The organism is Mesoterricola silvestris (genome assembly GCF_030295405.1).
Lineage (GTDB): Bacteria > Acidobacteriota > Holophagae > Holophagales > Holophagaceae > Mesoterricola > Mesoterricola silvestris.
The window spans coordinates 2,930,215-2,955,000 of record NZ_AP027080.1 but is presented as its reverse complement, the minus strand read 5'-3'; the positions used below and the strand labels follow the sequence as shown (position 1 = coordinate 2,955,000).

General features: G+C 70.4%; 23 protein-coding genes, 2 rRNA genes and 1 other RNA gene (1 of these 26 only partly in view). 20 read left to right on the top strand and 6 right to left on the bottom strand.

The window, feature by feature from the left end; genetic code table 11:
• The 3 genes from R2J76_RS12770 to rnpB all read left to right on the top strand — a co-directional run.
• A 23S ribosomal RNA gene (locus R2J76_RS12770) occupies nucleotides 1–945 on the top strand; it begins 1,986 nt to the left of the window's first position.
• Between the two features lie 79 nt (nucleotides 946–1,024).
• Nucleotides 1,025–1,140 (top strand): 5S ribosomal RNA (gene rrf / locus R2J76_RS12765).
• A 47-nt stretch (nucleotides 1,141–1,187) separates the two neighbouring features.
• Nucleotides 1,188–1,553, top strand: an RNA gene (gene rnpB, locus R2J76_RS12760) — RNase P RNA component class A.
• A 24-nt stretch (nucleotides 1,554–1,577) separates the two neighbouring features.
• Here the strand turns inward: rnpB and R2J76_RS12755 are convergent.
• The gene (locus tag R2J76_RS12755; protein WP_316411992.1) at nucleotides 1,578–2,291 is read right to left on the bottom strand and encodes a class I SAM-dependent methyltransferase; all 714 of its coding nucleotides are present in this window, start codon (nucleotides 2,289–2,291) and stop codon (nucleotides 1,578–1,580) included.
• 145 nt (nucleotides 2,292–2,436) lie between these two features.
• Between R2J76_RS12755 and R2J76_RS12750 the strand changes: the two genes are divergently transcribed.
• A complete protein-coding gene (locus tag R2J76_RS12750; protein ID WP_306600184.1) occupies nucleotides 2,437–2,667 on the top strand; it encodes a hypothetical protein in 231 nt (76 codons plus the stop codon).
• A 63-nt stretch (nucleotides 2,668–2,730) separates the two neighbouring features.
• On the opposite strand, the gene hutI is transcribed toward R2J76_RS12750, so the two are convergent.
• Nucleotides 2,731–3,945, bottom strand: coding sequence for an imidazolonepropionase (gene hutI / locus R2J76_RS12745; protein ID WP_316411991.1), 1,215 nt, complete (start codon nucleotides 3,943–3,945; stop codon nucleotides 2,731–2,733).
• 55 nt (nucleotides 3,946–4,000) lie between these two features.
• Between hutI and R2J76_RS12740 the strand changes: the two genes are divergently transcribed.
• Nucleotides 4,001–4,813: a hypothetical protein gene (locus R2J76_RS12740; RefSeq protein ID WP_316411990.1), complete on the top strand. Its 813-nt coding sequence runs from the start codon at nucleotides 4,001–4,003 to the stop codon at nucleotides 4,811–4,813.
• Here the strand turns inward: R2J76_RS12740 and dtd are convergent, their stop codons facing one another.
• Nucleotides 4,814–5,248: a D-aminoacyl-tRNA deacylase gene (gene dtd, locus R2J76_RS12735; RefSeq protein WP_316411989.1), complete on the bottom strand. Its 435-nt coding sequence runs from the start codon at nucleotides 5,246–5,248 to the stop codon at nucleotides 4,814–4,816.
• Nucleotides 5,249–5,408: 160 nt separating this feature from the next.
• Here dtd and R2J76_RS12730 point away from each other — a divergent pair, with 160 nt between their 5' ends.
• Nucleotides 5,409–6,194: a carboxylesterase family protein gene (locus tag R2J76_RS12730; RefSeq protein ID WP_316411988.1), complete on the top strand. Its 786-nt coding sequence runs from the start codon at nucleotides 5,409–5,411 to the stop codon at nucleotides 6,192–6,194.
• A gap of 13 nt (nucleotides 6,195–6,207) precedes the next feature.
• Here the strand turns inward: R2J76_RS12730 and R2J76_RS12725 are convergent, their stop codons facing one another.
• Nucleotides 6,208–6,705, bottom strand: a complete 498-nt coding sequence (locus tag R2J76_RS12725) for a hypothetical protein (RefSeq protein WP_316411987.1) — start codon at nucleotides 6,703–6,705, stop codon at nucleotides 6,208–6,210.
• 267 nt (nucleotides 6,706–6,972) lie between these two features.
• Between R2J76_RS12725 and R2J76_RS12720 the strand changes: the two genes are divergently transcribed.
• Nucleotides 6,973–7,245, top strand: a complete 273-nt coding sequence (locus tag R2J76_RS12720) for a hypothetical protein (RefSeq protein ID WP_316411986.1) — start codon at nucleotides 6,973–6,975, stop codon at nucleotides 7,243–7,245.
• 83 nt (nucleotides 7,246–7,328) lie between these two features.
• Nucleotides 7,329–9,266, top strand: coding sequence for a PAS domain-containing hybrid sensor histidine kinase/response regulator (locus R2J76_RS12715; RefSeq protein WP_316411985.1), 1,938 nt, complete (start codon nucleotides 7,329–7,331; stop codon nucleotides 9,264–9,266).
• A 399-nt stretch (nucleotides 9,267–9,665) separates the two neighbouring features.
• Here R2J76_RS12715 and R2J76_RS12710 read toward each other — a convergent pair whose 3' ends face one another.
• The gene (locus R2J76_RS12710) at nucleotides 9,666–12,059 is read right to left on the bottom strand and encodes a TonB-dependent receptor (RefSeq protein ID WP_316411984.1); all 2,394 of its coding nucleotides are present in this window, start codon (nucleotides 12,057–12,059) and stop codon (nucleotides 9,666–9,668) included.
• A 154-nt stretch (nucleotides 12,060–12,213) separates the two neighbouring features.
• Here R2J76_RS12710 and R2J76_RS12705 point away from each other — a divergent pair, with 154 nt between their 5' ends.
• The 5 genes from R2J76_RS12705 to R2J76_RS12685 all read left to right on the top strand — a co-directional run bounded on the left by R2J76_RS12705 (nucleotide 12,214) and on the right by R2J76_RS12685 (nucleotide 15,558).
• Nucleotides 12,214–12,378, top strand: a complete 165-nt coding sequence (locus R2J76_RS12705; protein WP_316411983.1) for a hypothetical protein — start codon at nucleotides 12,214–12,216, stop codon at nucleotides 12,376–12,378.
• Nucleotides 12,379–12,382: 4 nt separating this feature from the next.
• The gene (gene aroA / locus R2J76_RS12700) at nucleotides 12,383–13,627 is read left to right on the top strand and encodes a 3-phosphoshikimate 1-carboxyvinyltransferase (RefSeq protein WP_316411982.1); all 1,245 of its coding nucleotides are present in this window, start codon (nucleotides 12,383–12,385) and stop codon (nucleotides 13,625–13,627) included.
• Nucleotides 13,624–14,622, top strand: coding sequence for a chorismate synthase (locus R2J76_RS12695; protein WP_316411981.1), 999 nt, complete (start codon nucleotides 13,624–13,626; stop codon nucleotides 14,620–14,622). The genes aroA and R2J76_RS12695 overlap by 4 nt, the downstream gene beginning before the upstream one ends.
• A gap of 427 nt (nucleotides 14,623–15,049) precedes the next feature.
• Nucleotides 15,050–15,256: a hypothetical protein gene (locus R2J76_RS12690; RefSeq protein ID WP_316411980.1), complete on the top strand. Its 207-nt coding sequence runs from the start codon at nucleotides 15,050–15,052 to the stop codon at nucleotides 15,254–15,256.
• Entirely contained in the window at nucleotides 15,250–15,558 is a 309-nt protein-coding gene (locus tag R2J76_RS12685) for a type II toxin-antitoxin system RelE/ParE family toxin (protein WP_316411979.1), read from the top strand. The genes R2J76_RS12690 and R2J76_RS12685 overlap by 7 nt, the downstream gene beginning before the upstream one ends.
• Before the next feature lie 43 nt (nucleotides 15,559–15,601).
• Here R2J76_RS12685 and xdhA read toward each other — a convergent pair whose 3' ends face one another.
• Nucleotides 15,602–17,914 (bottom strand): xanthine dehydrogenase molybdenum-binding subunit XdhA, encoded by a 2,313-nt coding sequence (gene xdhA / locus R2J76_RS12680; protein WP_316411978.1) that lies wholly within the window; start codon nucleotides 17,912–17,914, stop codon nucleotides 15,602–15,604.
• 265 nt (nucleotides 17,915–18,179) lie between these two features.
• Between xdhA and R2J76_RS12675 the strand changes: the two genes are divergently transcribed.
• From R2J76_RS12675 to trpB, 7 genes are read left to right on the top strand one after another with little or no spacing between them, the layout of a single operon-like run.
• A complete protein-coding gene (locus tag R2J76_RS12675) occupies nucleotides 18,180–19,592 on the top strand; it encodes an anthranilate synthase component I family protein (RefSeq protein ID WP_316411977.1) in 1,413 nt (470 codons plus the stop codon).
• A complete protein-coding gene (locus R2J76_RS12670) occupies nucleotides 19,589–20,173 on the top strand; it encodes an anthranilate synthase component II (RefSeq protein ID WP_316411976.1) in 585 nt (194 codons plus the stop codon). The genes R2J76_RS12675 and R2J76_RS12670 overlap by 4 nt, the downstream gene beginning before the upstream one ends.
• Nucleotides 20,174–20,180: 7 nt before the next feature.
• Complete coding sequence (gene aroF / locus R2J76_RS12665) at nucleotides 20,181–21,227, top strand: 3-deoxy-7-phosphoheptulonate synthase (protein WP_316411975.1); 1,047 nt, start codon at nucleotides 20,181–20,183, stop codon at nucleotides 21,225–21,227.
• Nucleotides 21,228–21,237: 10 nt separating this feature from the next.
• Nucleotides 21,238–22,263: an anthranilate phosphoribosyltransferase gene (gene trpD, locus R2J76_RS12660; protein ID WP_316411974.1), complete on the top strand. Its 1,026-nt coding sequence runs from the start codon at nucleotides 21,238–21,240 to the stop codon at nucleotides 22,261–22,263.
• A 2-nt stretch (nucleotides 22,264–22,265) separates the two neighbouring features.
• Nucleotides 22,266–23,018: an indole-3-glycerol-phosphate synthase gene (locus R2J76_RS12655; protein WP_316411973.1), complete on the top strand. Its 753-nt coding sequence runs from the start codon at nucleotides 22,266–22,268 to the stop codon at nucleotides 23,016–23,018.
• Nucleotides 23,015–23,614: a phosphoribosylanthranilate isomerase gene (locus R2J76_RS12650; protein ID WP_316411972.1), complete on the top strand. Its 600-nt coding sequence runs from the start codon at nucleotides 23,015–23,017 to the stop codon at nucleotides 23,612–23,614. Before R2J76_RS12655 ends, R2J76_RS12650 begins: the two co-directional genes overlap by 4 nt.
• The gene (trpB, locus tag R2J76_RS12645; protein WP_316411971.1) at nucleotides 23,611–24,786 is read left to right on the top strand and encodes a tryptophan synthase subunit beta; all 1,176 of its coding nucleotides are present in this window, start codon (nucleotides 23,611–23,613) and stop codon (nucleotides 24,784–24,786) included. Before R2J76_RS12650 ends, trpB begins: the two co-directional genes overlap by 4 nt.

The window sequence follows — 24,786 nt, the reverse complement described above, 5'->3', positions numbered from 1 at the left end:
GTCGGGTAAGTTCCGACCTGCACGAATGGCGTAACGATCTGGAAACTGTCTCCAGCAGAGACTCAGCGAACTTGTAGCACCGGTGAAGATGCCGGTTACCCGCACTTAGACGGAAAGACCCCGTGCACCTTTACTACATCTTGACATTGAGGTTGGCATTGTGCTGTGCAGGATAGGAAGGAGACTTTGAAACTGGCTCGTCAGGGTCGGTGGAGTCGTCGTTGAGATACTTCCCTGCGCAATGCTGATCTCTAACTCGCGCCCGTAATCCGGGTGGAAGACAGTGTCAGGCGGGTAGTTTGACTGGGGCGGTCGCCTCCTAAAGAGTAACGGAGGCGTGCAAAGGTTCCCTCAGGCTGTTTGGAAATCAGCCGCAGAGCGCAATGGTATAAGGGAGCTTAACTGCGAGACACACACGTCGAGCAGATGCGAAAGCAGGTCATAGTGATCCGGTGGTTCCGCATGGAAGGGCCATCGCTCAACGGATAAAAGCGTACGCCGGGGATAACAGGCTGATCTTGCCCAAGAGTTCATATCGACGGCAAGGTTTGGCACCTCGATGTCGACTCATCGCATCCTGGGGCTGAAGCAGGTCCCAAGGGTTCGGCTGTTCGCCGATCAATAGCGGCATGTGAGTTGGGTTCAGAACGTCGCGAGACAGTTCGGTCCCTATCTAGTGTGGGCGTAGGAGATTTGAGAGGACCTGTCCCAGTACGAGAGGACCGGGATGGACTGACCTCTGGTGTTCCAGTTGTGTTTCCAAATGCAATGCTGGGTAGCTATGTCGGGAAGTGAGAAGCGCTGAAAGCATCTAAGCGCGAAACACCCCTCAAGATGAGATCTCCCCACGAGACCCGTCGTAGACCACGACGTTGATAGGTCGCATGTGTAAGCGCGGCAACGCGTTGAGCTGAGCGATACTAATTGGTCCACTGGCTTGACTTTTCATCAATCAATTGCATCCCATCAATGAGACAATGCTTGAAATGGCTCGTCTCGCCCAACCCTTCGTTTTTGCACCCTTCGTCGTGGCTTTACCCTGGAGGTCACACCCGTTCCCATCCCGAACACGGCAGTTAAGCTCCAGAGGGCCGATGATACTTCCTGGCACACAGGTGGAAAAGTAGGTCGCCGCGACGTTAAAACCCAAGCCCCCGCTCACGCGGGGGCTTTTCGTGTACCCTAAGGGTGTGGACCAGGGCGTCGCTGCGCTAACCCGCAGAGGAAAGTCCGGACTCCATAGGGCAGTGGGCCAGGTAATTCCTGGGCGGGGCGACCCGACGGACAGTGCAACAGAGAGCAGACCGCCGATGGCCCCGGAAACGGGGATCAGGTAAGGGTGAAAGGGTGGGGTAAGAGCCCACCGACGTTCCTGGCAACAGGGCGGGCTAGGTAAACCCCCCACGGAGCAAGACCAAATAGGCTGGCGTACTCCCACGGGAGCGAGGATCGGCCCGATCGAGCCAGCGGGTAGGTCGCTTGAGGCGATCAGTGATGATCGTCCCAGAGGAATGACGTCCCTCGACAGAATCCGGCTTACCGGTTCACCAGGACCCCCGCAAGGGGGTCCTGCCATATCACCGCTTCGTGGCCCGGTAGATCCAGCGCTCGGCGTAGGGGTGCCACGGGGCGCCCTGGACGCTGCCGAAGACCTGGTCCACCTCCAGGCCCGCGGCCTCCAGGCCCGCGCGGGCCTCCGCGTCCGTGGGGATCCAGATGTCGTGCTGGAACCGGGTCCCCCGCAGGATGCGGTCGGTGAGGAAGCGCCGGCCGTCCGAGCTGAGGCGCACCCGTTCCAGGTAGAGGCCCTCCACCTCGTACCACTCCTGGTTCACCACCGCCAGGGCCCGCAGGAAGAAATCCCGGCCCGCCAGGTCCAGGAGGAGGGTGCCCCCGGGCCTCAGCACCCGGGCGAACTCGTCCAGTTGGCGCTGGTTCTCCTCGTCGCTGCCGAAATAGCCCCAGCTGGTGTAGGCGCAGAAGACGCCGTCCGCGCAGCCGTCCCGGAAGGGCAGGGCGCGGAAGTCCAGGCGAACCAGGTCGCCCGGGAACTCCCGGGCGTGGCGCCGCAGGTTCATGGGGCTGAGGTCCCCCCCGGCGACCCGGTAGCCCAGCTCCTCCAGGGCGGGCCTCAGGCGGCCCCAGCCGCAGGGCAGGTCCAGCACCAGCGACCCGGGGGCCAGGCCCAGGAGACGGGCCAGGCCGGGGCCCTCCTGGGCGGCCTCCCGGGCCTTGTCCTCGTAGATCTCGAAGTAGTGCGGATGGTCAAAATCCCTCTCGAACCAGTGCAATCGGGGTCTCCGGGCAGGAATGGGAAAAAGGAGCGGAAGATCGGATTCTAATCCCTTGACGCCGAATGGGCCGGGAGTACTCTAGGGCAAGAATAAGTCCACTGTCACGACAAGTGGCTGACAACATTCTTTTTATGGAGGATTCATGGACTTTCTCCGCCCAGACATTCAGGACAGCCTGACGAGGGAGAATTTCGAGTTCAAGAAGTTGATGGAGGAGCACAAGGCCGCCGACGAACGGCTGACCTACCTCCGCAACAAGATCCGGCTCTCCGCCAAGGAGACCATCGAGGAAGTGGAACTCAAGAAGGCCAAGCTCCGGGCCAAGGAACGCATCTACCACATCGTTGAGGAATTCAAGGGTCGCGGCCAGTGAGGCGCGTGGATTGACCCCTTTGGACGAAAGCCCCGGATCGCCGGGGCTTTCGTTCTTTTAGGATTAATTCATTGAGTCCTGGACCTCGGGCAGGAAGGCTTCGCCCATCCAGTACACCAGGTCCAGGGGGTGCTTCACGTCCCACAGGAGGACCCGGGCGCCGGCGCCGGGGTGGAGGTGGCCCAGGTCCGGCCGGTCCAGGCTGCGGGCCGCGTGGAGGGTCATGGCCGTGAAGGCCTCCTCGAAGGTCAGGCGCAGCTGCAGGCAGCCCAGGCGCAGCACCAGGAGGGGATCGATGCAGGCGCAGGAGCCCGGGTTGAAGTCCGAGGCCAGGGCGATGCGGCAGCCCTCGGCGATCATCTTCCGGGCCGGCGCGTAGTCCTTCATGCCCAGGAAGAGGGTGGTGGCGGGCAGGAGGGTCGGCGTGACGCCGGCTTCGGCCATGGCGCGGATGCCCGCGTCCGAGGCGAACATGAGGTGATCGGCGCTGGAGGCGCCCACCGCGGCCGAAAGTTCGGCGCCGCCGGTGGAGCAGAACTCGTCCGCGTGGATGCGGGGCTTGAGGCCCAGGCGGCGCCCGGACTCCAGGATGGCGCGGCCCTGGGAGGCCGTGAACACGCCCTTCTCCACGAACACGTCGCAGAAGGAGGCGACGCCCGGGTGGCGCCGGACCAGCTCGGGCTGCCAGGCTCCGGCCACTTCCGCGATGTAGCGGTCCGCCTCGCCCGTGAATTCCGGAGGCAGGTCGTGGGCGGGCATGAGGGTCACGTCGAGGCTCCAGCCCCGGGCCCGCAGCTGCGCGTAGGCCTCCAGGAGCCGGCCTTCGGCCTCCAGTTCCAGGCCGTAGCCGGTCTTGGCCTCCAGGTGGAGCACGCCCTTGCGCCGGTAGGAGCGCAGGCGCTCCTCGCCCAGGGCCACCAGCTCGGGGACCGTGGCGGCGCGCGTGGCGCGCACGGTTTCGCGGATGCCGCCCCCTTCGGCGGCGAGCTGGGCGTACGTGACGCCATGGAGGCGCTTGTTGAATTCGTGGCTGCGGTCGCCGCCGAAGAGCAGGTGGGTGTGCGGATCCACGAAACCCGGGGAGGCCCAGCGCCCCCGGCCGTCCACGGTCTTCGCGCCGCTGAACGCGGCCGGGAGGTCCCTGCGCGGCCCGATCCACTGGACCGTCCCTCCCCGGGCGGCGATGGCCGCGTCCTCGATGAAATCCACGGCCCAGGGGCGCGCGGGATCGGAGGTCACGGCCCCCTTGAGGTTGGTGATGACGGTGCTCGTATCCATGGGAACCATTATGCCGTGGGGGCGCGCGCGGCCGTTATACTTCCCTTCGGGGGGCATGCAGATGGGCCTTGGCGCACGAACGCTATCCGGTCTTCTGGCCACCGCCATGCTGGCGGCGGCCCCCCAGAAGGCGCCGCCGCCGCGTCCGGTCCTCCTGCCCGGGGAATCCCTCGCGCTGGCCGGGCCCGACATGGAGGTGTACGCCTACGGGGACGCCCGGGTCGAAGGGGCCATGGGAGCCCTTTCGCAGCTGCTCTGGGTGAAGCTGGAGGGCGCCGCGTGGGAGAGCGGCGTGCTCTCGTTCAAGTGCGCCGGCGCCATGGGGCCCTACCGTTGCGCCCTGCCCAAGGGGCACGGCCGCGTGGATCTCTCCAGGGCCCTGCGGGAAGGCTGCAGCCTGGCCTTCATGGGGTGGGCGCGCATGTCGGCCCAGCGCTGGATGGACGACTACGGCGACGGGGCCGCCCGGGCCCGGTTGCTGGACGTGTTCCAGCCCTTCCTGGGCCGGCGCCTGCCGGATGCCGAGGGCGTGCCCGAGCTGGGCCCGGAATGGTTCGGCGAGGGGGACCTGCTGCGCACCAGCCCCGAAGCCCTGCTGCGCTGGCTCGCGGACCCCGCCCAGGAGGAGGCGGTGCGCCAGTACCGGAGGCTGCTGCTGAGCTTCATGGACGAGACCTTCCGGGACAACGCCTGGTGGTTCGAGACCGTGGCCACGCCCGGGGCGGGCGATGCTTCGCAAAAGCAGGCCTGGGCCGTGGGCGGCAACGGGCTGGTGCTGGCCGTGCTGCGCCTGCCCCCCGGGAGCACGCGGGAGGAGGCCCTGGCGCGGTTCAAGGCCGTGATGGTGGGACCGCCCCGGAAGAAGTGATCAGCGCTCGAGGATGAAGGTGGCGGGGCCGTCGTTCACCAGCTCCACCTCCATGTGCTCCCGGAAGAACCCCCGCTTCACCCGCGGCCACTGGGCCTCCAGGAGGTCCGCGAAGGCGCCGAAGAGCTCCCGGGCCTCCTCCGGGGCCATGGCCCCGTCGAAGGAGGGGCGCCGCCCCCGCTGCAGGCTCCCGGCCAGGGTGAACTGGGAGATGACGAGGATCTCGCCGCCGGTGTCCTGGAGGGAGAGGTTCATGCGGCCCTGGGGATCCTCGAAGACCCGCAGGCCCGCGATGCGGGCGGCGGCCCATTGGCAGGTCTCCTCCGTATCGCCCCTCTCCAGTCCCGCGAGCACCAGGAGGCCCGGGCCGATGGCCGCCGACTGAGCCCCGGATCGCACTTCCGCCCGCTTCACCCGCTGGATCACCGCCTTCATGGGGCCTCCCGCCCCAACTCTACCGGCAATCCGGCTCCTAGGCGCCCTCCCTCGCCCCGCCCGGGGCGTTACCATCGTAGGGAACAGCCTGAGCGAGGATGCCGATGAGCTTCGAGGAAACCTGGGATCCAACCCTGCCTTCGACCCTGGGGGTGCTGGCATGAACGCGCCCGCCGCCCTCTGCCTCGCCGCGGCCCTGGCCTCCGGCGCCGCCGCCCAGCCCGTCCCCACCGGGTTCCTCAACCGCGTCGTCACCCAGGGGGGGAAAATCCTCCCGTACCAGGTGTACCTTCCCTCGGACTACCCCGCCCGGGGCCCGCTGCCCGTGATCCTCTTCCTGCACGGCTCCGGGGAACGGGGCACCGATGGCCTCCTCCAGACCGTGGGGGGCCTGGGGCAGGCCATCCGGGCCGGCGCATCCCGCTACCCCGCCATCGTGGTGTTCCCCCAGATGCCCGCCGGAACCCAGTGGGTGGGCCCGCAGGCCGAGGCGGCCATGACCGCCCTGCGGCAGACCCTGGGCGAGTTCCGCTGCGATCCCGACCGCGTCTACCTCACCGGCCTGTCCATGGGCGGGCATGGCACCTGGTACCTGGCCTACCGCCACCCGGAGGTCTTCGCCGCCGTGGCCCCGGTGTGCGGCTGGGTGGAGCGCCCCAATCCCCTGCTTGAATCCGATCCGGTGGTGCCTCCCGCCGACGGGCCGGCGTTTCCGGCCCTGGCCCGGAAACTGCGCGATGTGCCCGTGTGGATCTTCCACGGCGAGATGGACGGCACCGTCCCCGTCGGGGCCTCCCGGGCGGCGGCCGCGGCCCTGAAGGAGAATCCCCGGGCGAAGTACACCGAGTTCCTGGGCCTGGGCCACAACTGCTGGGACGCCACCTACGCCTCGGATGCCTTCACGGCCTGGCTCTTCGCGCAACGGCGCGCGTCCGCGCCGCGCTAGTCAGGGCCGGCCGTCAGCGTCCGCGGCCCCAGCCGCCGTGTTCGCGGCCTTCATGATCCCAGCCGCCCCGGCTCCGGTGTTCCCACCCTTCCCGGTCCCAGCCGCCGTGGCGGTGTTCGGGCCAGTCGCGGCCGGGGAGCTCCCGGAACTCGGGGCCCCGGCGCCAGCCCTGGTAGGGCGGGTCGTAGCGTTCGAAGCGCCGGGGCCTGAGGCCCACGAGGCAGCCGGGGACGTATTCCCGCCGAACCACAGCCCAGGGGCCCCGGGTGCGGGGCGAGGCGTACCAGCAGCCCTCCCGCAGGAGCCAGTAGGTGCCGTCCTGGTAGTAGAGGTCGGCGTCCACATCCCGCACGTAGCATGCGGTGGTGCCGGGCATCTCCACCAGTTCGGGGCGCAGCGGGAGGCGCAGGCCCAGGTCCACGGGGGGCAGGGCGACATGGATGGAGATCTGGGCGGGCGCCTGCAATGCGGAAGCCAGAAGCACCAGGGAGAGCAGGATGCGATTGCGCATGGGGGAACCTCCTTGCGGGGGGCCGTGGGGGGCCGACCGGAAGGAGCATCAACCATGCCAGGGCCTGATACCCGGTAAGAACAGGCTTTTGCGGCCTCCGGCGCCGGAGGGCTGTGGTGAATTCCCACAGGGTGTTGCGGGGTGTCGCGTCCGCGGCAGCCGGGCGGGAGGCCCTGAAGGCATGCTCCGGCTCCGGTCACAAGTTACCGGAAGGGTCCCCTTTGGGGGGGCACCCTGCCTATACTGGCCTTAGCCAAGGAGGCCCCCATGTCCGAGACCCCCATCCAAGCGGATCTGAGTCCAGCGGAATGGAAGCTGATCCAGGCCCTGCGCGGGCTGCCCGAGAGCGCCCAGCGGGAGCGCATGCACGACGTGATCGGCGAACTCCTGTTCTTCGTCCAGAACCCCCGTTGCCAGGGGATGGGCGCCGAGGGCTTCCCCTGCGGCGAGCCCCGGAACAGCTGCGACGAATGCCACCAGACCTGGGATCTGCTGGAGGGCCTCACGGTGCGCGTGGAGGCCGGCGCCGCCAGCCGCTGAACAAGGGGAACCGGGTCCGATAGAATAATTAGGCATTGGCGGGCGAGACTCATTATCATGATGGGGTCGTTGGAAAGTCCATCATGTCCCTTCCTGAGCCCTGCCCCCGGGAACCCGCCGCCCCCCAGGATGGCGCCGGCTCTCTGTTCGATTGGGTGATGGCCCAGAACCAGGACGTCTTCTTCTCCCTGGGGCCCGACGGCGCCTTCCAGGCCGTGGGCACGGGCTGCCAGGGCCTCTGGGGCTACTCGCCCCGGGAGCTCCTGGGCCGGCCCTTCCTGGACCTGGTGGACCCCCTGGACCTGCCCCACGTGCGGCACGTCATGGACACCACCCGCATGAACGGGTCCCTGGCCCCCCAGCGGTCCCGCTTCCTCCACCGGGGGGGCGCTTCGGTGACCCTGGTGTGGCGCCTCGCGGTCAGCGAGGGGTCCCGGCTCTACTACGGCCTGGCGCGGCCCTTCGTGCAGCGGGAGGGCACCGACGCGCGGCTGGGGGCGGCGGTGCACGAGCTGGAGGTGTTCAAGAACGCCCTGGACGAGCACGCCATCGTGGCCATCACCGACGCCTTCGGGCGGATCACCTACGTCAACGAGAAGTTCTGCGCCATCTCCAAGTACCCGCGGGAGGAACTGCTGGGGAAGGACCACCGGGTCATCAACAGCGGCCACCATCCCAAGGCCTTCTTCACGGACCTGTGGCGCACCATCCGGGGCGGCAAGGTCTGGAAGGGCGAGATCCGGAACAGGGCCAAGGACGGCACCTTCTACTGGGTGGACACCACCATCGTCCCCTACCTGGACGACCAGGGCGTGCCCTTCCAGTTCGTGGCCATCCGCGCCGACATCACGCAGCGCAAGGCCGGGGAGGAGGCCATCCGCCAGTCCCAGAAGCTGGAGAGCCTGGGCGTCCTGGCCGGAGGCATCGCCCACGACTTCAACAACCTCCTCACCACGATCCTGGGGAACTGCAACCTGGCCTCCATGGTGCTGGATCCGGGCAGCCCCGCCACGCCGTACCTGGACCAGGTGGAGAAGGCCTCCCTGCGGGCCGCGGACCTCACCCGGCAGATGCTGGCCTACGCCGGCAAGGGCAGGATCATGATCCTGGCCGTGAACCTCAACTACCTGGTCCAGGAGATGACCGAGCTCCTGTCGGTCTCCATCTCCAAGAAGGCCTCCATCCGCCTGGAACTGGCCCCCACGCTCCCGGAGATCATGGCGGACCCGGCCCAGATGCAGCAGCTGGTCATGAACCTGGTGACCAACGCCTCGGAGGCCCTGGGCGAGGAGGGGGGGACCATCACCCTGCGCACCGGGGAGCAGTGGCTGGACTCGGTCTACCTCACCACCCTGATCCCGGCCATTCCCATCCCGCCGGGGCGCTACGTGGTGCTGGAGGTGTCGGACACGGGCTGCGGCATGACCCGGGACGTCATCGACCTGATCTTCGACCCCTTCTTCACCACCAAGTTCACGGGCCGGGGCCTGGGGCTCTCGGCCCTCATGGGCATCCTGAAGAGCCACGGCGGCAGCATCAAGGTCTACAGCGAGCCGGGGCAGGGGACATCCATGAAGCTCTTCCTGCCCGTCGTGGCCACCGAGGCCTCCCCGGCCCCCGAGGAACCCGCGCCCGGGACCCAGGCCTTCCGCGGCACCGTGCTCATCGTGGACGACGAGGCGCCGGCCCGCGCCGTGGCCTGCGCCCTGGCCCGCGCCCTGGGCCTCCAGGTGATCGAGGCCGCCGACGGCGCCGAGGCCGTGGGCCTCTTCCGGGAGCGCCGCGACGAGCTCTCCCTGGTGATCATGGACCTCACCATGCCCCGCATGGACGGGAGGGAGGCCTTCCGCCACATGGCCGCCGAGGACGCCACCATCCCCGTGGTCCTCACCAGCGGCTACAACGAGACCTTCGCCGTGGGCGACTTCGCCGGCGGGGACCTGGCGGGTTTCCTCCCCAAGCCCTACAACCGCTCCCAATTCGAGAACGCGGTCCGGGTGGCGCTGGAGGCGGGGAGGTAGGGGAATCGTTCGTGTCCCGGATCTTCGACCCGGTCGTTGCTGCGGGCCTGGGGGCCCGCAGCAACGGAAGGAGCTCGCCTCGGTTGGGGGGCCGGGGTGTCTGGCCCCGACCCACCTGTCGGGATCGCTCCGCGTGGGGCGCGGGGGCCATGGGATCGCGCCGACGCTGATTTGCTGATCAGCGTCGGCGCCTTACCGGGGCGAGTGGGTTCACGCGAAGCGAAGCCATTGGGCCCTTGATGCCGCGCAGTGGCCAGGGGCCTCCGGGGGAGCCCTTGCGCTCCGAAATCCCGGTCGCTCGACGAGGGGAATGGGCGCAGCACGGGCCACGCGTTCCCTCCGCAACCCCCGTCATCGCCGGCTTGTCCGGCGATGACGAAACGGCGCGAAGGGTTGGGACTAGAACTTGAACTTCACGTTCACGGCGAGGGTGCGGGGGGGGATGACGTGGGTGCCGCCGAAGGCGCTGAGGAAGTTGTAGAGGCCTTTTTCGTTGAAGACGTTGAGGAGGTTGGCGCCCAGGGTGAGGGAGGTGTGGGCGCTGGTGGCGAATTCGCGGCCGGCGCTGAGGTTCCAGACGGTGCGGGGCTTGATGCGCCAGGTGGGGCCCACCAGGGAATCGTTGGTGACGCGCACGTAGGGGATGCCGAAGGCGTAGTCCGGGTTGCCGGCGGCCTCGGCGGGGTCGCCGGCCACCAGGCCCGAATCGTACCGGCCGATGACCTGGCCGAAGAAGCCCTTGGACTGGTAGCGGACGCCCAGCTGGAGGGTGAGCTTCTCGTCGTGGTCGATGAGGTAGGGGGTCCCGGCGGGGCCGGAGGCCTCGGCGGAGGAGAGGCCGCCCACGGTGGGGGTGCGGAAGATGGTGCGCACGGTGCCCGCGCTGAGGTAGCCGGACCAGCCGCGCACCTCCAGCAGGTCCAGGCGCAGGTCCATGCCGTGGAAGGCGCCCTTGGCCGCGGCGGTGGGGAAGAGCACCCCGGTGTTGAGGAACTGGTCGTTGTCGGCGCTGTTGGCGCTGTCCTTCCACCAGTAGTCCAGGCTGGCCTTGAAGATCCCGCCCAGCTGCTGCTCCACGCCCACCAGGAAGCTGTCCTGGATCTCGGGGCGCAGCTGCGGCACGCGGGTGCCCGCGGCCGAAGTCAGGTCCCAGGCCGCCTGGGAGGTGGAGAAGGCGAGGTTCTCGTTCTCGGGCGTGATGAGGAGCCGGTCGTAGCTGAACCTCAGGAGGGTGCCCGCGTCCGGGAAGCTGCGGGAGACGCCCACCCGGGGCTGGAGCTGGTTCTGCACGTACCCCCGGCCGTGGTAGCTGTCCAGGCGCAGGCCCAGGGCCAGGTTCCAGTTGCCGGACTTGAGGTCCTGCTGGACGTAGGCCGAGGCCAGGCTGGGCGCGATGCCCTCGTCGAACCGGAAGATGTTCCCGCCCCCGGCGGGGGTGTAGGGGTACAGCGGATCCCCGGAGTCCGTCACGCGGGAACCGTCGGGAATGGCGAAGGCGAAGCGCTCGCGGATGGGGTAGCGCACGTACTGCAGGCCCGCCTTGAAGCTGTCGTCGCCCTTCTTGGCCTGGTAGGCCACGGTGGCCCCCTGGTTGTCCAGGGAGCGGTCCTGGCGGGCCCAGTAGGGGTAGTCCGGGCCGTTCCCCGTGAAGCCCGGGGCCAGGTCCGCGGTGGGGTCGAGCTTCGCCGTGGAATGGCGGTGGAAGAGGGTGGCCTCGAGGCTGGCGTCGGGGCCCAGGAGGCGGGTCCAGCCCAGGCTGACGTTCGCGTCCACGTTGCGGGCGCGCTGGTCCTGGCCCCGGGCCTCCTGGCTGGCCAGGTTCACCACGTCCCGCTGCGTGGCCCCGCCGCCCACGGAGAGCCGCAGCGTGTCCCGGTCCGAAAGGAGCCAGTCGAAGCGCGTGTAGATCCGGCCCGTGCTGCCCTGGTTGTGCAGGTTCTCGAAGTTCACCGGGTCCAGGAAGCGGTCGCTGCGGGAGCCCGCGGCGGTGACGAACCAGCCGGAGCGGTCCGTGGAGCCCCGGAGGCTGAGCCCGGTCTCGTAGGTCTCGAAGCGCGCCGCGCCGAAGGTGACGTTGCCCTCGAAGCCGCCCGGGGTGCCCAGGCCGGACTTGGAGGTGAGGTTCACCACCGCCCCGGGCTTGCCGCCGTACTCCGCGGAGATGCCCCCGGTGATGACCTCCATGCTCTCCACCTGGCCGGGGTCCAGGGAATTGGAGAAGGTGGCCTGCATCTGGTCGGTGACGGGCACGCCGTCGATGACGTACATGGCCTGGCCGTGGCTGCCCCGGAAGTGGAAGCGCCCGTTCTCGTCCTGGATGAAGCCCGGCGTGGCCAGGAGGATGCTCTCCATGCCCCGGCTCTGCACCACCGCCGGGATCTGCTCGATGGTGGCGCGGTCGATGTCGATGTGGCTGGACGGGTGGTCCTCGATGATGCCGGCGTGCTCCTCCACCACCACCACGGCGCCGGCCTGGGGCAGGCTCAGGGCCACCTGGAGGGGCAGGGTGCTCCGCACCGCCACGTCCCGGTGGGCCGTGGCCAGGCCCGGGGCGCTGGCCTCCAGGTGGTAGTCGTTGAACGGGACGTTGAAGAGGGAGAAGCGCCCCTGGGCATCGGTGCGTGCGGTCTGCAGCCTCCCCACCACGCGGTTCTCGAGGGTCACCACGGCGCCGGCGACGGGTCTGCCGCCCTCGTCCTTCACGGTGCCCGAGACGAGGCCGCTGCCCGAAGAGGCGGCCGAAAGAAGGGTCGGGACCGTGGCGGCCACCAGAAGGAGAGGCAAACGATTCATTGGAACCCCATGGGAAATAAACAGGCGAGCGCCTCAAACGAGAATAGAACTCGTTTCTGTTTGATTCAAGTGAAAATCATTTCTATTTAACCCCCGGGCCCCGCGCGGCTCCGCCCCTCTGGAATTTCCAGCGAAGCGTCCGTAAGATGAGCCCATGGCGAGCCCGAAACGGAAAGAACGGACCCTCACCCCCGCGGAACTCCGGGCCAGCCGCTTCATGGGCGCCCGGCTCCGGGAGAACGAGCAGCGCTACCGGGAGTTTCTGGAAACCCTGGACCTCCGGGAACGGGAGCGCCTGGCCCCGGGGGATTCGGAATGAGCCGATGATCCAGGTCCCCCCCGGTTCCGTGGCGGGGCGCCTCCGGGCCCCGGCGTCCAAGAGCCACCTCCAGCGTCTGCTCCTGGCGGCGAGCCTGGCCCCGGGAACGAGCCTCATCCGCCAGCCGGGATCCTCCGCGGACGGCGTGGCCTGCCTGGGGGTCATCCGGGACCTGGGCGCCGGCGTGAAGGTGGCCGGGGACGTCCTGGAGATCCGCGGTGGGGGCCGGGCAGGCACGGGGAGCCTGGACTGCGGCGAATCCGGCTTCTGCCTGCGGGCCGCGGCGGCGGTGGCCGCCCTCCAGGACCTGCCCGTGACGCTCTCGGGGCACGGGTCCCTTCTCACCCGCCCCATGGAGATGGTGCTGGATCCCCTTCGGCAGCTGGGGGTGGCCTGCTCCACCCGGGAAGGCCTTCCTCCCATCACCGTCCGGGGGCCCCTGAAGGGGGGACAGGCGCGCGTGGATGGCCGCGCCAGCAGCCAGTTCCTCAGCGGCCTGCTCCTCGCCCTTCCCCGGGCCCCCGGCGACAGCCGCGTGGAGGTGGAGGGCCTGCGAAGCGGCCCCTACATCCGCATGACCCTGGACGTGCTGGAGGCCTTCGGGGTCAGCGTGGAGGCCTCGCCGGCCCTGGATCTTTTCCGCGTCCCCGGCGGCCAAACCTACCGGCCCGTGGATGTGGCCGTGGAAGGGGACTGGTCCGGCGCGGCCTTCCTCCTGGTGGCCGGCGCCGTGGCCGGCGACGTGGCCGTGGAGGGGCTCAATCCCGCTTCGGCCCAGGCGGACCGTGCGATCCTGCGCGCCCTGGAGGAGGCCGGCGCCGCTCCCGCCTGGGAGGGCGGCACGCTCCGCCAGCGCCGGGCCGACCTGCGCGGCTTCACCTTCGACGCCACGGACTGCCCCGATCTCTTCCCGCCGCTGGCGGCCCTGGCCTGCCATGCCGGGGGCCTCACGCGCCTCAAGGGCGCCTCCCGCCTGAAGGCCAAGGAGAGCGATCGCGCCACGGCCCTGGTGAAGGAGCTTTCGGCCATGGGGGCCCGGCTGCGGGTGGAGGGCGACTGGATGGAAATCGAAGGGGGCCCCCTGGAGGGGGGCGCCATCGACCCCCACAACGACCACCGCATGGCCATGGCCTGCGCCGTGGCCGGCCTGCGCAGCGCGCGCGGCGCGGCCATGGAGGGCGAGGCCTGCGTGGACAAGTCCTATCCCGGGTTCTTCAACGATCTGGCTTCCCTGCGAGGTGGCGCGTGAACACGTTCGGCCAGTCCTTCCGGCTATCGATCCTGGGCGAATCCCACGGATCCTGCGTGGGGATCCTCCTGGACGGGGTCCCCGCGGGCCTGTTCCTGGAGCCCTCGGACTTCGCCGCGGACATGGAGCGGCGAAAGGGCGGCTCCGCCCCGGGAACCACGCCCCGGCGGGAGGACGACGCCGCCCTCATCCAGACCGGCATCCTGGACGGGCGCACCACGGGGGCGCCCCTCCTCATCCTCTTCGCCAACCGGAACACCGACTCCGGGGCCTACGAGGCCCTCCGGGAAACGCCCCGTCCCGGCCACGCGGACTGGGTGGCCCTGAAGAAGTACGGCGGCTTCGCCGACATGCGCGGCAGCGGCCACTTCTCGGGCCGGCTCACGGCGGGCCTGGTGGCCGCGGGCGTGGTGGCCAAGAAGCTCCTCTCCCCGGTGCGCGTGGAAGCCCGGCTCCTGGAGGTGGGCGGCAAGACCGACATGGAGCGCGCCATCCAGGAGGCCATGGCCGCGGGCGACTCGGTGGGCGGCATCGTGGAATGCCGCGTCCAGGGCCTGCCCACGGGCCTGGGCGAGCCCTTCTTCGACAGCGTGGAATCCCTCCTGGCCCATGGCGCCTTCTCCATCCCCGCCATCAAGGGCATCGAATTCGGCGGCGGCTTCGGGGCCTGCCGCCTGCGCGGAAGCCAGGTGAACGACCCCATCCTGGACATGGACGGCCGCACCGCCACGAACCACGCCGGCGGCGTCAACGGCGGCATCACCAACGGCAACGAACTGGTGTTCCGGGTGGGCGTCAAGCCCACCTCCAGCATCCGCGCCGCCCAGACGACCCTTGACCTGCGCACCGAGGCCCCCGCCGAACTCAAGGTCGAAGGCCGCCACGACGCCTGCATCGCCCTGCGGGTGCCGGTGGTGCTGGAAGCGATGACGGCGGCGGTGCTGGTGGACCTGATGATGCGGGAGGGGCGGTTGCCGAGGGTGTTGGCGATCTAGGGGTGGTGGCGACCCGGAGCGCGCACCGGACCGGGATGAAGGGGTGCGTGGCGGGTGAATCCATCCCCATTTATCCCTTTCATCTGCGTTCATCCTCGTTTCGCAGGGCCAGGGGAGGGATGGGGCGGCGGTCCCGGGTTAACGGGGGCGCCTACCCAATCCATCGCCGGCCCTGCGAAACAGGGATGAACGCCGATGCAAGGGATGAAGGAGATGAAGCCAGGGCGAGGACGTCCAGATGGCCCAGTTCGAACGGGAGGGGATGAATGAAGGGGTTTGCCAAAGGAAAAGTGTCATAATTGACAATCGGGACAGTTTACCCCATGTTTTCCCCAGGGAGGATTGCTCCATGCCACGCCCATCCGTATCCAAGCCCGAATCACCGCAGCGTCAGGGGGGCCGTCCAAAATCCTTCCAGGGGGAAACGGTGAAGGTCGCGCTGTTCCTGCCCCCGGACTTGGCGGGAGAGCTGAAGGCTTTCGCGGCACGGCACCGGCAGACGCCTTCGTTGGTGGTGGCGGACTGGCTTCAGCAAGCGGAAGTCCGGGAAGCCATTGCGAGAGGACGGGAGGCCTTTGAACGCGGCGATGGGGTTAGCCATGAAGAGGCCGTCCAGAGGCTGTCTAAATGGTGAAGCGCCTTTCGGTCCGCTGGTCCCGGAAAGCGCTCGACGCGTTGGATGAGGGACTGGGCTTCATCGCGCAGTTCGACCCGGAAGCGGCGCACCAGCTCCAGGTCTCGATCCTGAGCGCGTTGGAGCACGTCCGGGAGCTTCCCCAGTCGGCCCGCATGGTGCCGGAAGAAGGGGATCCCCGGATTCGGGAAGTTCTGCGGGAGCCGTTCCGGATCATGTATGAAATCCATCCGAAGGAACTCCGCGTTCTCGTGGTCCGGAGAATGGAGCGCGCGCCGGTGGAGCGGGAGGATCTGGAATAGGGGAACCACGGCCTGGGGAAAAGGCCAAGGAGCTTCAGGAAGATCAGCGCGCCAAGGCCTCCGCGCCAAGGACACCCGCCTCCCTGAACTTCTCGAAGACCGCCTGGGGATAGAGGGGCAGCTTGTCGAAGGCGACGCCCGTGGCGTCCAGGACGGCGTTGCGGATGGCGGGGCCTGGGGAGATGACGGGGCATTCGCCCAGGGCCTTGGCGCCGAAGGAGCCCCCGGCGTCGCAGGTCTCCACGAAGGCGGCGTTGATCTTCGGGGTGTCGAGGATGGTGGGGAGCTTGTAGTCCAGGAGGTTGTTGTTGAGGGTCCTGCCGGTGGCGGGGTCCACCAGGAGCTGCTCCAGGAGGGCGGCGCCCAGGGCCATGCTCACGCCGCCGTGGACCTGGCCCTCGGCCAGCTTGGGGTTGATGATGCGGCCGGAGTCGTGGATGTTGTAGAGCTCCAGCACCTCCACCTTGCCGGTGAGCAGGTCCACCTCAACTTCCACGAAGGTGGCGCCGTAGGCGATGGCGCTGTTGCGCACGTTGGCGGAGACGTCGGCGCGGATGGGGTCGGCGTGGAGGCGGTCGTAGTAGGAGTCCATGGCCACCTCCTCGAGGGTGCAGATCTCCCGGCCCAGGGCCTTCTCCACGATGAGGCAGTCCTGGATGTCCAGTTCGGCGGGGTCCAGGCCGCACTTGCGGGAGGCGATCGCCAGGACCCTGTCCCGGGCCTCCAGGGCCGCCTTGCGCACGGCCACGCCGCAGATGCTGGTCTGACGGGAGGCGTACGAACCCGGGTCGAAGGGGGTGACGTCCGTGTCCTGGGAGGAGACCACGTGGACCATGTCGAAGCGGATGCCCAGGATCTCGGCGGCCATCTGGGCGAAGGCGGTGTCGCTGCCCTGGCCGATCTCGGTGGCGCCCACCTGCAGGGTGATGGAGCCGTCCTGGTTCATGACGACGCGGGCTCCGCTGATCTCCTGGCTGAAGGGGAAGGTGCCCGAGGCGTAGCTGAAGCAGGCCATGCCCACGCCCCGGCGGAGGTCCCCGGTCTGCTGGGCGTTGGCCTTCCTCTTCTCGTCCCAGCGGATCAGGGCCTTGCCCTTCTCGATGCACTCCGGCACGCCCATGGAGCGCACGGTGATGCCGGTGAGGGGATCGGTGTAGCCCACGCCGATGAGGTTCTTCAGGCGGAGCTCCGTGGGGTCGAGCCGGAGGGCCCGGGCGATGTCCTCCAGGTGGCTTTCCAGGGCGAAAAATACCTGGGGCGAGCCGTAGCCGCGCATGGCCCCGGCCACCGGCAGGTTGGTGGTGACGGTCCTGGGCTCGAACTTCACGGCGTCGAGCTTGTACAGGGAGCGGAAGTTGCCGCCCCCGGCCATGGCGATGGAGTGGCCGTGGGAGGCGTAGGCGCCGGAATTGGAGAGGAGCCGGATGCCGATGGCCTTGAGCTCGCCGTTCTTCGATACCGCGGTCCTCAGGTCCATCTTGAAGGCGTGGCGGGTGCGGGAGTCGATGAAGACCTCCTCCCGGGTGAGGGCGTAGCGCACGGGGCGCCCGCCCACGGCCAGGGTCATGGCGGCCACCAGCGGCTCCACCACCACGTCCTGCTTGGCGCCGAAGCCGCCGCCGATGAAGGGCTTGATCACCTGCACCCGCCCCCAGGGCAGGTCCAGGGCCTGGGCCACCACCCGGCGCACGATGTGCGGGATCTGGGTGGAGGAATTGATGACGATGCGCCCGTCGGTGTCCACGAAGGCGAAGGCGTTGTGGTTCTCGATGTGGCAGTGCTGCACGACGCTGGTCTCGAAGTGCCCCTCGAAGACGCGGTCGGCCTTGGCGAACTCCGCCTCCAGGTCGCCGAAGCCCACGCCGAAATCGCTGAGGACGTTGCGGTCACGGCCCTCGTGGATGAGGGGCGCGCCCTCGGCCATGGCTTCCTCGGGGGTCAGGACGAAGGGGAGGACCTCGTACTCCACGTCGATGAGGCCCAGCGCCTTCTGGGCGGTGAGGAGGTCCACGGCCACCACGGCGGCCACGGCGTCGCCCACGAAGCGGGCCTTGTCCGTGAGGATCTGCCGGTCCTGGGCGTCCCGGTGGTGGGGATCCAGGGACCAGGGGTGGCCGGCGGTGCCGAAGGGCCTCCAGGAGGGATCCCCGGGCACCAGGACCGCCTCGACCCCGGGCAGCGCCCGGGCCCGGGAGGCGTCCACCCGCAGCACCTTCGCATGGGCGTGGGGGCTGCGCAGCACCTTGCCCACCAGCATGTCGCGCTCGAAGAAATCCTCGGAATAGCGGGCCCTGCCCGTGACCTTGGCGACCGCGTCCAGGCGCTGGACCCCCTTGCCCACGATTTTCATGCCCATGGCCCACCTCAGGAATGAAAAATTTTACCCAGAACGGCCAAAAAATATACCGTGGCTTGCAATCCCTCCGCGATGCCCGTAGACTTCCCCCTTAACCGGAGACCCGCGTGTCCCTTCGCATGAACAACTCGACCTGGAACTGGTGCTGGTGGCCCCAGGGGTCGGGCGTATGCGTGGGCAGCCTCCGGACATGAGGCACTAGCGACCCAGAGCAGGCATCCCGGCCCACCTTCACGGTGGGCTTTTTCGTATCCAGGGGAAAAAAATGACACCTCCAACCTCCACATCCTGTCCTCCGGCGGCCGCGCCCCTGGTGATCTCCTTCCCGGCGGATCTCACGACCCCGGTGCGGGCCTTCCTGGCCCTCACGGAGCCGGGGCAGGACGCCTACCTCCTGGAATCCGTCACGGGGGGGGAGTCCCAGGCGCGCTTCTCCTTCATCGGGCTGGACGCGTCGGAGGTCTTCGAGGCGGGCACGGAGGCGGCCCTGGTGAGGGACGGCGTCCGGGAGGCCTTGCCGGGGCATCCCCTGGCGGCCCTGGAGGCCTGGGCCGCGGCCCTGCGGGTGGAGACGCCGGAGATCCCGGTGCCCTTCCTGGGGGGCGCGGTGGGGTGGGCGGACTTCAGCGCCTTCGCCCTGGCCGAGCCGGTGCTGGAGGCCTCGTTCCCCGGGGCCCGGGCGCCCCGGCTGCGCTTCGGGCGCTTCGCCTCGGGCCTGGTGCTGGACCACCTGAAGCAGCAGGGCTACCTCTACCACTTCCCCTCGGGCGGGGACGGCGAGGCCCGGCTGGGGGAACTCGCGGCCCGCCTGGAAGGGGCCCTGCCCGAACGGCCCGGGGCGCCGGTCTTCGTGACCACCCGCACCCCGGACCGGGCGCGCTTCGAGCGGAACTTCAGGGCCGCCCAGGAGGCCATCCTCGCCGGGGACGCCTACCAGATCGTGCTGAGCGAGCCCTTCGAGGGGCGCATCGAGGGGGACGCCTTCGAGGTGTACCGGCGCCTGCGGCGCCTGAACCCCTCCCCCTACCACTTCTTCGTGTCGCTGGGGGGGCGGCAGCTGGTGGGCGCCTCGCCCGAGATGCTGGTGCGGGTGGAGGGTTCCCGGGTGGCCACCGTGCCCATCGCCGGCACCCGGCGGCGCACCGGGGATCCGGTGGAGGACGGGCGCCTCGCCGCCGAGCTCAAGGCCGACCCCAAGGAGCTGGCGGAGCACGCCATGCTGGTGGACCTCTCCCGCAACGACCTGGGCCGGGTCTGCGCCCACGGCTCGGTGACCGTGCCCGTGCGCGAGCAGGTGGAGCAGTTCAGCCACGTCATGCACCTCATCTCCGAAGTGCACGGCAGCCTGCGCCCGGAGCTGCGGCCCCTGGACGCCCTGTGGAGCACCTTCCCCGCGGGCACGCTGAGCGGCGCCCCCAAGATCCGCGCCACCCAGGTCCTCTCCGCCCTGGAGGGCGAGGACCGGGGCGCCTACGGGGGCGGCGTGGGGATCCTGGACCGCACCGGGAACCTGGAGATCGCCATCACCATCCGCAGCCTGGAGATCCAGGACGGCGTCGCGCGGTTCCGCGCCGGGGCCGGCATCGTGGCGGATTCGGTGGAGGCCTCGGAATGGGCGGAGATCCACGCCAAGGCCGGCGTGCTCCTTTCGGCGCTGGGCGTGGAGGTGAAGCGATGATCCTGTTCGTGGACAACTACGATTCCTTCACCTACAACCTCGTGTCCATGATCGGGGCCCTGGAGCCGCGCCTGGAGGTGGTGCGCAACGACGCCCTCACCGTGGAGAAGGCCCTGGCCATGGACCTGGACGGCCTGGTCATCTCCCCCGGACCCGGCCATCCCCGGGACGCGGGGGTGTGCATCGACCTGGTGCGGGCCCTGGCCCCCCGGGTCCCCATCCTGGGCGTGTGCCTGGGCCACCAGGTGCTGGTGGAGGCCTTCGGGGGCCGGGTGATCCGGGCGGGGCGGCCCATGCACGGGAAGACCTCCCTCATGCCCCACGACGGCACCGGCCTCCTGGCGGGGCTTCCCGACCCCCTCCAGGTGGGCCGCTACCACTCCCTGGCCGCCGAGGCCTCGACCCTGCCGGAATGCCTGGCGGTGCAGGGGGCCACGGCCGACGGCGAGGTCATGGCCATCCGCCACCGCGAATTCCCCTGCCACGGCGTGCAGTTCCACCCCGAGTCCATCCTCACGCCCGACGGCGCGGGGCTGCTGGCCAACTTCGTGGGGCTGTGCCGCACCCCCGCACTGAATTGAGGCGACCATGATCATCAAGCTCAAGCACCCCCTCCCCGCCCTGGAAGCCCTGGACGGCGCGCGCCGCCTGGACTTCCCCTTCGGGACCTTCCTGGCCCTGCTGGGCCCCGGCGGCCCTTCCCTCAAGGAGGTCCAGGCCCTGGAGGGCGTGGAGTGGGCCAAGGCCTCGGGCGCCAAGCCCATCCTGGCGGCCCGGGCCGCCGCGCCCCGGGGCACCCGGGTGGCCCTGGGGGCCTGCGAACTGGGCGGGGAGGCCCTCGCCCTCATGGGCGGGCCCTGCTCCGTGGAGAGCCGGGAGCAGATCGTGGCCACCGCGAACTACATCGCCGCCTACGGCGCCACGGGCCTCCGGGGCGGGGCGTACAAGCCCCGCACCTCCCCCTACGCCTTCCAGGGCCTGGGGCAGGAGGGGGTGCTGCTGCTGCGGGAGGCGGGGGACGCCTCGGGCCTGCCCGTCATCACCGAGGTCATGGACCCCGCGGACGTGGAGGCCATGCTGCCCTTCGTGGACTGCTTCCAGATCGGCGCCCGCAACATGTCCAGCGCGCCCCTGCTGCGGGCCGTGGGCCGGGCCGGAAAGCCCGTGCTCCTCAAGCGGGGCCCCTCGGCCACCCTGGAGGAGTTCGTGCTGGCCGCGGAGTACGTCCTCCTGGAGGGCAACCCCCACGTCATCCTCTGCGAGCGCGGCATCCGCACCTTCGAGACCGCCACCCGCAACACCCTGGACCTCAACGCCGTCCCCGTCCTCAAGGCCATGACCCACCTGCCCCTGGTGGTGGACCCCTCCCACGGCACCGGGCGCCGGGACGCGGTGATCCCCATGGCCCGGGCCGCGGTGGCCGCGGGGGCCGACGGGATCATCGTGGAGGTGCATCCCGATCCCGCCAGCGCCCTGAGCGACGGCGCCCAGTCCCTGCATTTCCCCGAATTCCGCCGCCTCGCCGAGGAACTGGGCCCCGTGGCCCGGGCCGTGGGGCGCCGTCTCGACTTCCCCCGCAGCCAGTGCGGCGTGCCCTACATCCGGCGCGCCGTGGGCTGGGGCTCGGCCATCTGAGGAGCATGCCATGACCCATCCCCTCCGCCTTTCCCACACCCTCTCCCTGGACGGCGCCCGGGCCTTCATGGAGGCCTGCCTGGATCCGGCCTCCGATCCCGGGGCCGTGGGCCAGGCCCTCCTGGACCTCAACGGCCGGCCCTTCCGCGGCACCGAGCTCACCGCCTTCGCCCAGGTGCTGCGGGGCCACGCCGTGGCCTTCCCCGCGGCGAGACCCTCCCTGGACACCTGCGGCACCGGCGGCGACGCGCGCCAGGGGGTGCACACCGCCAACCTCTCCACCCTCTCGGCCCTGGCCCTGGCCCACCTGGGGGTGGACGTGGTCAAGCACGGCAGCCGCTCCGCCTCGAGCCTCTGCGGATCCGCCGACCTGCTGGAGGCCCTGGGCCTGGACCTGGCCCGGCCCCTGCCGCTGCTGGAAGCGGACCTGGACCGCAACCACTTCGTGTTCCTCTTCGCGCCGCGCTTCCACCCGGTGCTGGCGCGCATGGTGCCCATCCGCCGCGCCCTGGGGGTGCCCACGGTGTTCAACATGCTGGGCCCCCTCCTGAACCCGGCCCGCCCCGCCTACCAGGTGCTGGGCGTGGCCCGGGAGGAGTGGGTGCTGCCCGTGGCCGAGGCCCTGGCGGCCCTGGGCCTGGAGCGGGCCCTGGTGGTGCACGGAACCACCGCTTCCGGCGCCGGCATGGACGAGGCGTCCCTGGAGGGCGCCACCCTCCTGCAGCCGGTGCGCGAGGGCCGGCTCCTGCCCGCCCTGCGCTTCACCCCGGAGGAGGCCGGGGTGCGCGGGGGCCTGGAACCCGCCGCGGCGGGGTCCCTGGAAGCCTGCGTGGACCTGGCCCGGGGCCTGGCCGGGGGCCTGGGCCACCCGGACTATTCCCGGCGCGTGGCGGAGGAGGTGGCCCTCCAGGCCGCCCTGGGCCTCGCCCTGGTGCGGGACCGGGACCTGGCCTGGCTGGGGGCCCTGGTGGCCGAGGTGCGGGCCTCCCTGGAGGAGGGGCTGCCCCTGCCTTCCCTCCTTTCCCTGGCGGCGTAGCCATGGCCGGGATCCTGGAGACCATCGTGGAACGGGAACGGCGGCGCATGGAAGGGCAGGTGTTCCCCACGCCCTTCCGCGCCCGGCCCCTGCGGGGCGAAGGCCCCTTCGAACGCGCCCTGCGCCGGGCGGAACTGCCGGTCATCGCGGAATTCAAGCGGGCCTCCCCCTCCCTGGGGCCCTTCGCCCTGGACGCCGACCTGGCGTCGCGGCTGGGCGCCTACGCCCGGGGCGGGGCCGCGTGCTTTTCGGTGCTGGCCGAATCCCAGGCCTTCGGGGGCCGCCCGGAGGACATCCCCCTGGCCCTGGGCTTCGGCCTGCCGGTGCTCTACAAGGGCTTCGTGTGCACCCGGGCGCACCTGGAGGAGGCCTGCGCCCTGGGGGCCCAGGCGGTGCTGCTCATCGTCCGTGTCCTGGGCGGGGAGCTCCCCGCCTACGCCGCCGCCGCCCGGGCCCTGGGCCTGGAGCCGCTGGTGGAACTGCACGACCCCGGCGAGATCCCCGCCGCCCAGGCCTGCCATGCGCGGCTGGTGGGTTGGAACGTGCGCAACCTCGCGGACTTCTCCGAGGGCCCCGCGGACGCGGCGCCCCTGCGCCGGGCCTTCCCGGGGGCCCTGCTCATCCGCGAATCGGGCCTGCGCAGCCCGGAGCTGGCCCGGGAGGCCCTGGCCCAGGGCTTCGACGCCCTGCTCATCGGGGAGGCCCTCATGCGCGCCCCGGACCCCGCGGCCTACCTGGATGCGGTGCGCCGGTGAAGGCCAAGGTCTGCGGGCTCACCACCCCCGGGGACGTGGCCCTGGCGCTGGCCGCCGGGGCGGACTGGCTGGGCTTCCTCAGCCATCCCGCGAGCCCCCGCCACTGCCCGGATCCCCTGCTGCCCCGCCTCGCCGGGGACCGGGCCGTGCTGGTGGCGGTGGCCGGGGACGCCCTGGAGATCGCCCGGTGGGCCGAACTGTGCGGGGCCCGGTGGGTCCAGCCCTACCTTCCGGACCGGGCCGGCCTGGAGCTCCTGCGGGCCCGGGGCCTGGGCATCCTGCTGCCCTGGCCCGACGAGCCCGGCCAGGAACCGGCGCCCGCCGACCTCTACCTGTGGGAGACGGGATCCGCGGCCACGGGCCTCCTGGGCGGGTCCGGCCAGGGCCATGCGGGGGCCCACCCCCCGCCGGGGCCCTTCCTCCTCGCCGGCGGACTGAAGGGGGGGATGCTGCGGGAACGCCTGGCGGCGCTGCCCCCGCACCTGGATTGCCGGGGCTTCGACGCGGCGAGCCGCCTGGAACGCGCCCCGGGCCTCAAGGACCCGGGTCTGGTGGAGGCCTTCGTGGCCGAAGCCCATGGATTGGAGAAGCGATGACGATGGAATTCACCCTTTCCGGACGCTACGGCGCCCTGGGCCTCGGGGGCTGCTACGCCCCCGAGACCCTCATGCAGCCCCTGCTGGAACTGGAGGCGGCCTTCGTGGCGGCGATGGGGGACCCCGGCTTCCTGCGGGAGCTCAAGGAGGAGCTGCGCACCTTCGTGGGCCGGCCCACGGCCCTCACCTCCGCCCCGCGCCTGGCCAGGGAACTGGGCCTCCACGCGCTGTACCTCAAGCGCGAGGACCTGGCCCACACTGGCGCCCACAAGATCAACAACGCCCTGGGCCAGGCCCTCCTGGCCCGGCGCATGGGCAAGCGCGAGGTCATCGCCGAGACCGGCGCAGGCCAGCACGGCGTGGCCTGCGCCGCGGCCTGCGCGCGCCTGGGGCTCTCCTGCACGGTCTACATGGGCGAGGTGGACATGGCCCGCCAGGCCCCCAACGTCGCCCGCATGCGGCTCTTCGGGGCCGAGGTGGTGCCCGTCATGGCGGGGCAGCGCACCCTGAAGGAGGCCGTGAACGAGGCCCTGCGCACCTGGGCGGGGCGCTGCGACCGGGCCCACTACATCCTGGGCTCGGCCCTGGGGCCCCATCCCTTCCCGCTCATCGTGCGCTCCTTCCAGAGCGTGATCGGGGAGGAGGCCCGGAGCCAGGTGCTGGAGGCCTGCGGGGAGCTGCCCGAGGTGGTGGTGGCCTGCGCGGGGGGCGGCAGCAACGGCCTGGGGCTCATGGTGCCCTTCCGCGAGGACAAGGTTCGCCTGGTGGCGGTGGAGGCGGGGGGCCACGGTCCGGCCACGGGGGAGCATGCCGCGCGGGTGGGCGGCGGCCGCGTGGGGGTCCTGCACGGCTGCAAGAGCCTCCTGCTCCAGGACGAGCACGGCTGGACCGCCGGCACCGCCAGCATCAGCGCGGGCCTGGACTACCCCTCCCTGGGGCCCGAACTGGCGGCGCTGTGCCTGGAGGGGCGGGTGGAGGCCCTGCGGGCCTCGGACGCCGAGGCCCTGGAAGGGGCCCGGCGCCTGTGCCGCGCGGAGGGCATCCTGCCGGCCCTGGAATCCAGCCACGGCCTGGCCGTCCTGGGCCGGCTCGGGGCGCGCACCGTGCTCGCGGGCCTCTCGGGCCGGGGCGACAAGGACCTCTCCACCTACCAAGCCGCTCTGGGAGCCTGA

Bases quoted from the DNA above. Each gene is read 5' to 3' on its own strand.
- R2J76_RS12750 (WP_306600184.1), top strand. From the start codon at position 2,437: ATGGACTTTCTCCGCCCAGACATTCAGGACAGCCTGACGAGGGAGAAT.
- trpD (WP_316411974.1), top strand. From the start codon at position 21,238: ATGACCCATCCCCTCCGCCTTTCCCACACCCTCTCCCTGGACGGCGCC.
- R2J76_RS12715 (WP_316411985.1), top strand. From the start codon at position 7,329: ATGTCCCTTCCTGAGCCCTGCCCCCGGGAACCCGCCGCCCCCCAGGAT.
- R2J76_RS12675 (WP_316411977.1), top strand. From the start codon at position 18,180: ATGACACCTCCAACCTCCACATCCTGTCCTCCGGCGGCCGCGCCCCTG.
- aroF (WP_316411975.1), top strand. From the start codon at position 20,181: ATGATCATCAAGCTCAAGCACCCCCTCCCCGCCCTGGAAGCCCTGGAC.
- R2J76_RS12740 (WP_316411990.1), top strand. From the start codon at position 4,001: ATGCAGATGGGCCTTGGCGCACGAACGCTATCCGGTCTTCTGGCCACC.
- R2J76_RS12720 (WP_316411986.1), top strand. From the start codon at position 6,973: ATGTCCGAGACCCCCATCCAAGCGGATCTGAGTCCAGCGGAATGGAAG.
- trpB (WP_316411971.1), top strand. From the start codon at position 23,611: ATGACGATGGAATTCACCCTTTCCGGACGCTACGGCGCCCTGGGCCTC.
- dtd (WP_316411989.1), bottom strand. From the start codon at position 5,248: ATGAAGGCGGTGATCCAGCGGGTGAAGCGGGCGGAAGTGCGATCCGGG.
- hutI (WP_316411991.1), bottom strand. From the start codon at position 3,945: ATGGATACGAGCACCGTCATCACCAACCTCAAGGGGGCCGTGACCTCC.
- xdhA (WP_316411978.1), bottom strand. From the start codon at position 17,914: ATGGGCATGAAAATCGTGGGCAAGGGGGTCCAGCGCCTGGACGCGGTC.
- aroA (WP_316411982.1), top strand. From the start codon at position 12,383: ATGATCCAGGTCCCCCCCGGTTCCGTGGCGGGGCGCCTCCGGGCCCCG.
- R2J76_RS12705 (WP_316411983.1), top strand. From the start codon at position 12,214: ATGGCGAGCCCGAAACGGAAAGAACGGACCCTCACCCCCGCGGAACTC.
- R2J76_RS12730 (WP_316411988.1), top strand. From the start codon at position 5,409: ATGAACGCGCCCGCCGCCCTCTGCCTCGCCGCGGCCCTGGCCTCCGGC.
- R2J76_RS12655 (WP_316411973.1), top strand. From the start codon at position 22,266: ATGGCCGGGATCCTGGAGACCATCGTGGAACGGGAACGGCGGCGCATG.
- R2J76_RS12685 (WP_316411979.1), top strand. From the start codon at position 15,250: ATGGTGAAGCGCCTTTCGGTCCGCTGGTCCCGGAAAGCGCTCGACGCG.
- R2J76_RS12670 (WP_316411976.1), top strand. From the start codon at position 19,589: ATGATCCTGTTCGTGGACAACTACGATTCCTTCACCTACAACCTCGTG.
- R2J76_RS12710 (WP_316411984.1), bottom strand. From the start codon at position 12,059: ATGAATCGTTTGCCTCTCCTTCTGGTGGCCGCCACGGTCCCGACCCTT.
- R2J76_RS12725 (WP_316411987.1), bottom strand. From the start codon at position 6,705: ATGCGCAATCGCATCCTGCTCTCCCTGGTGCTTCTGGCTTCCGCATTG.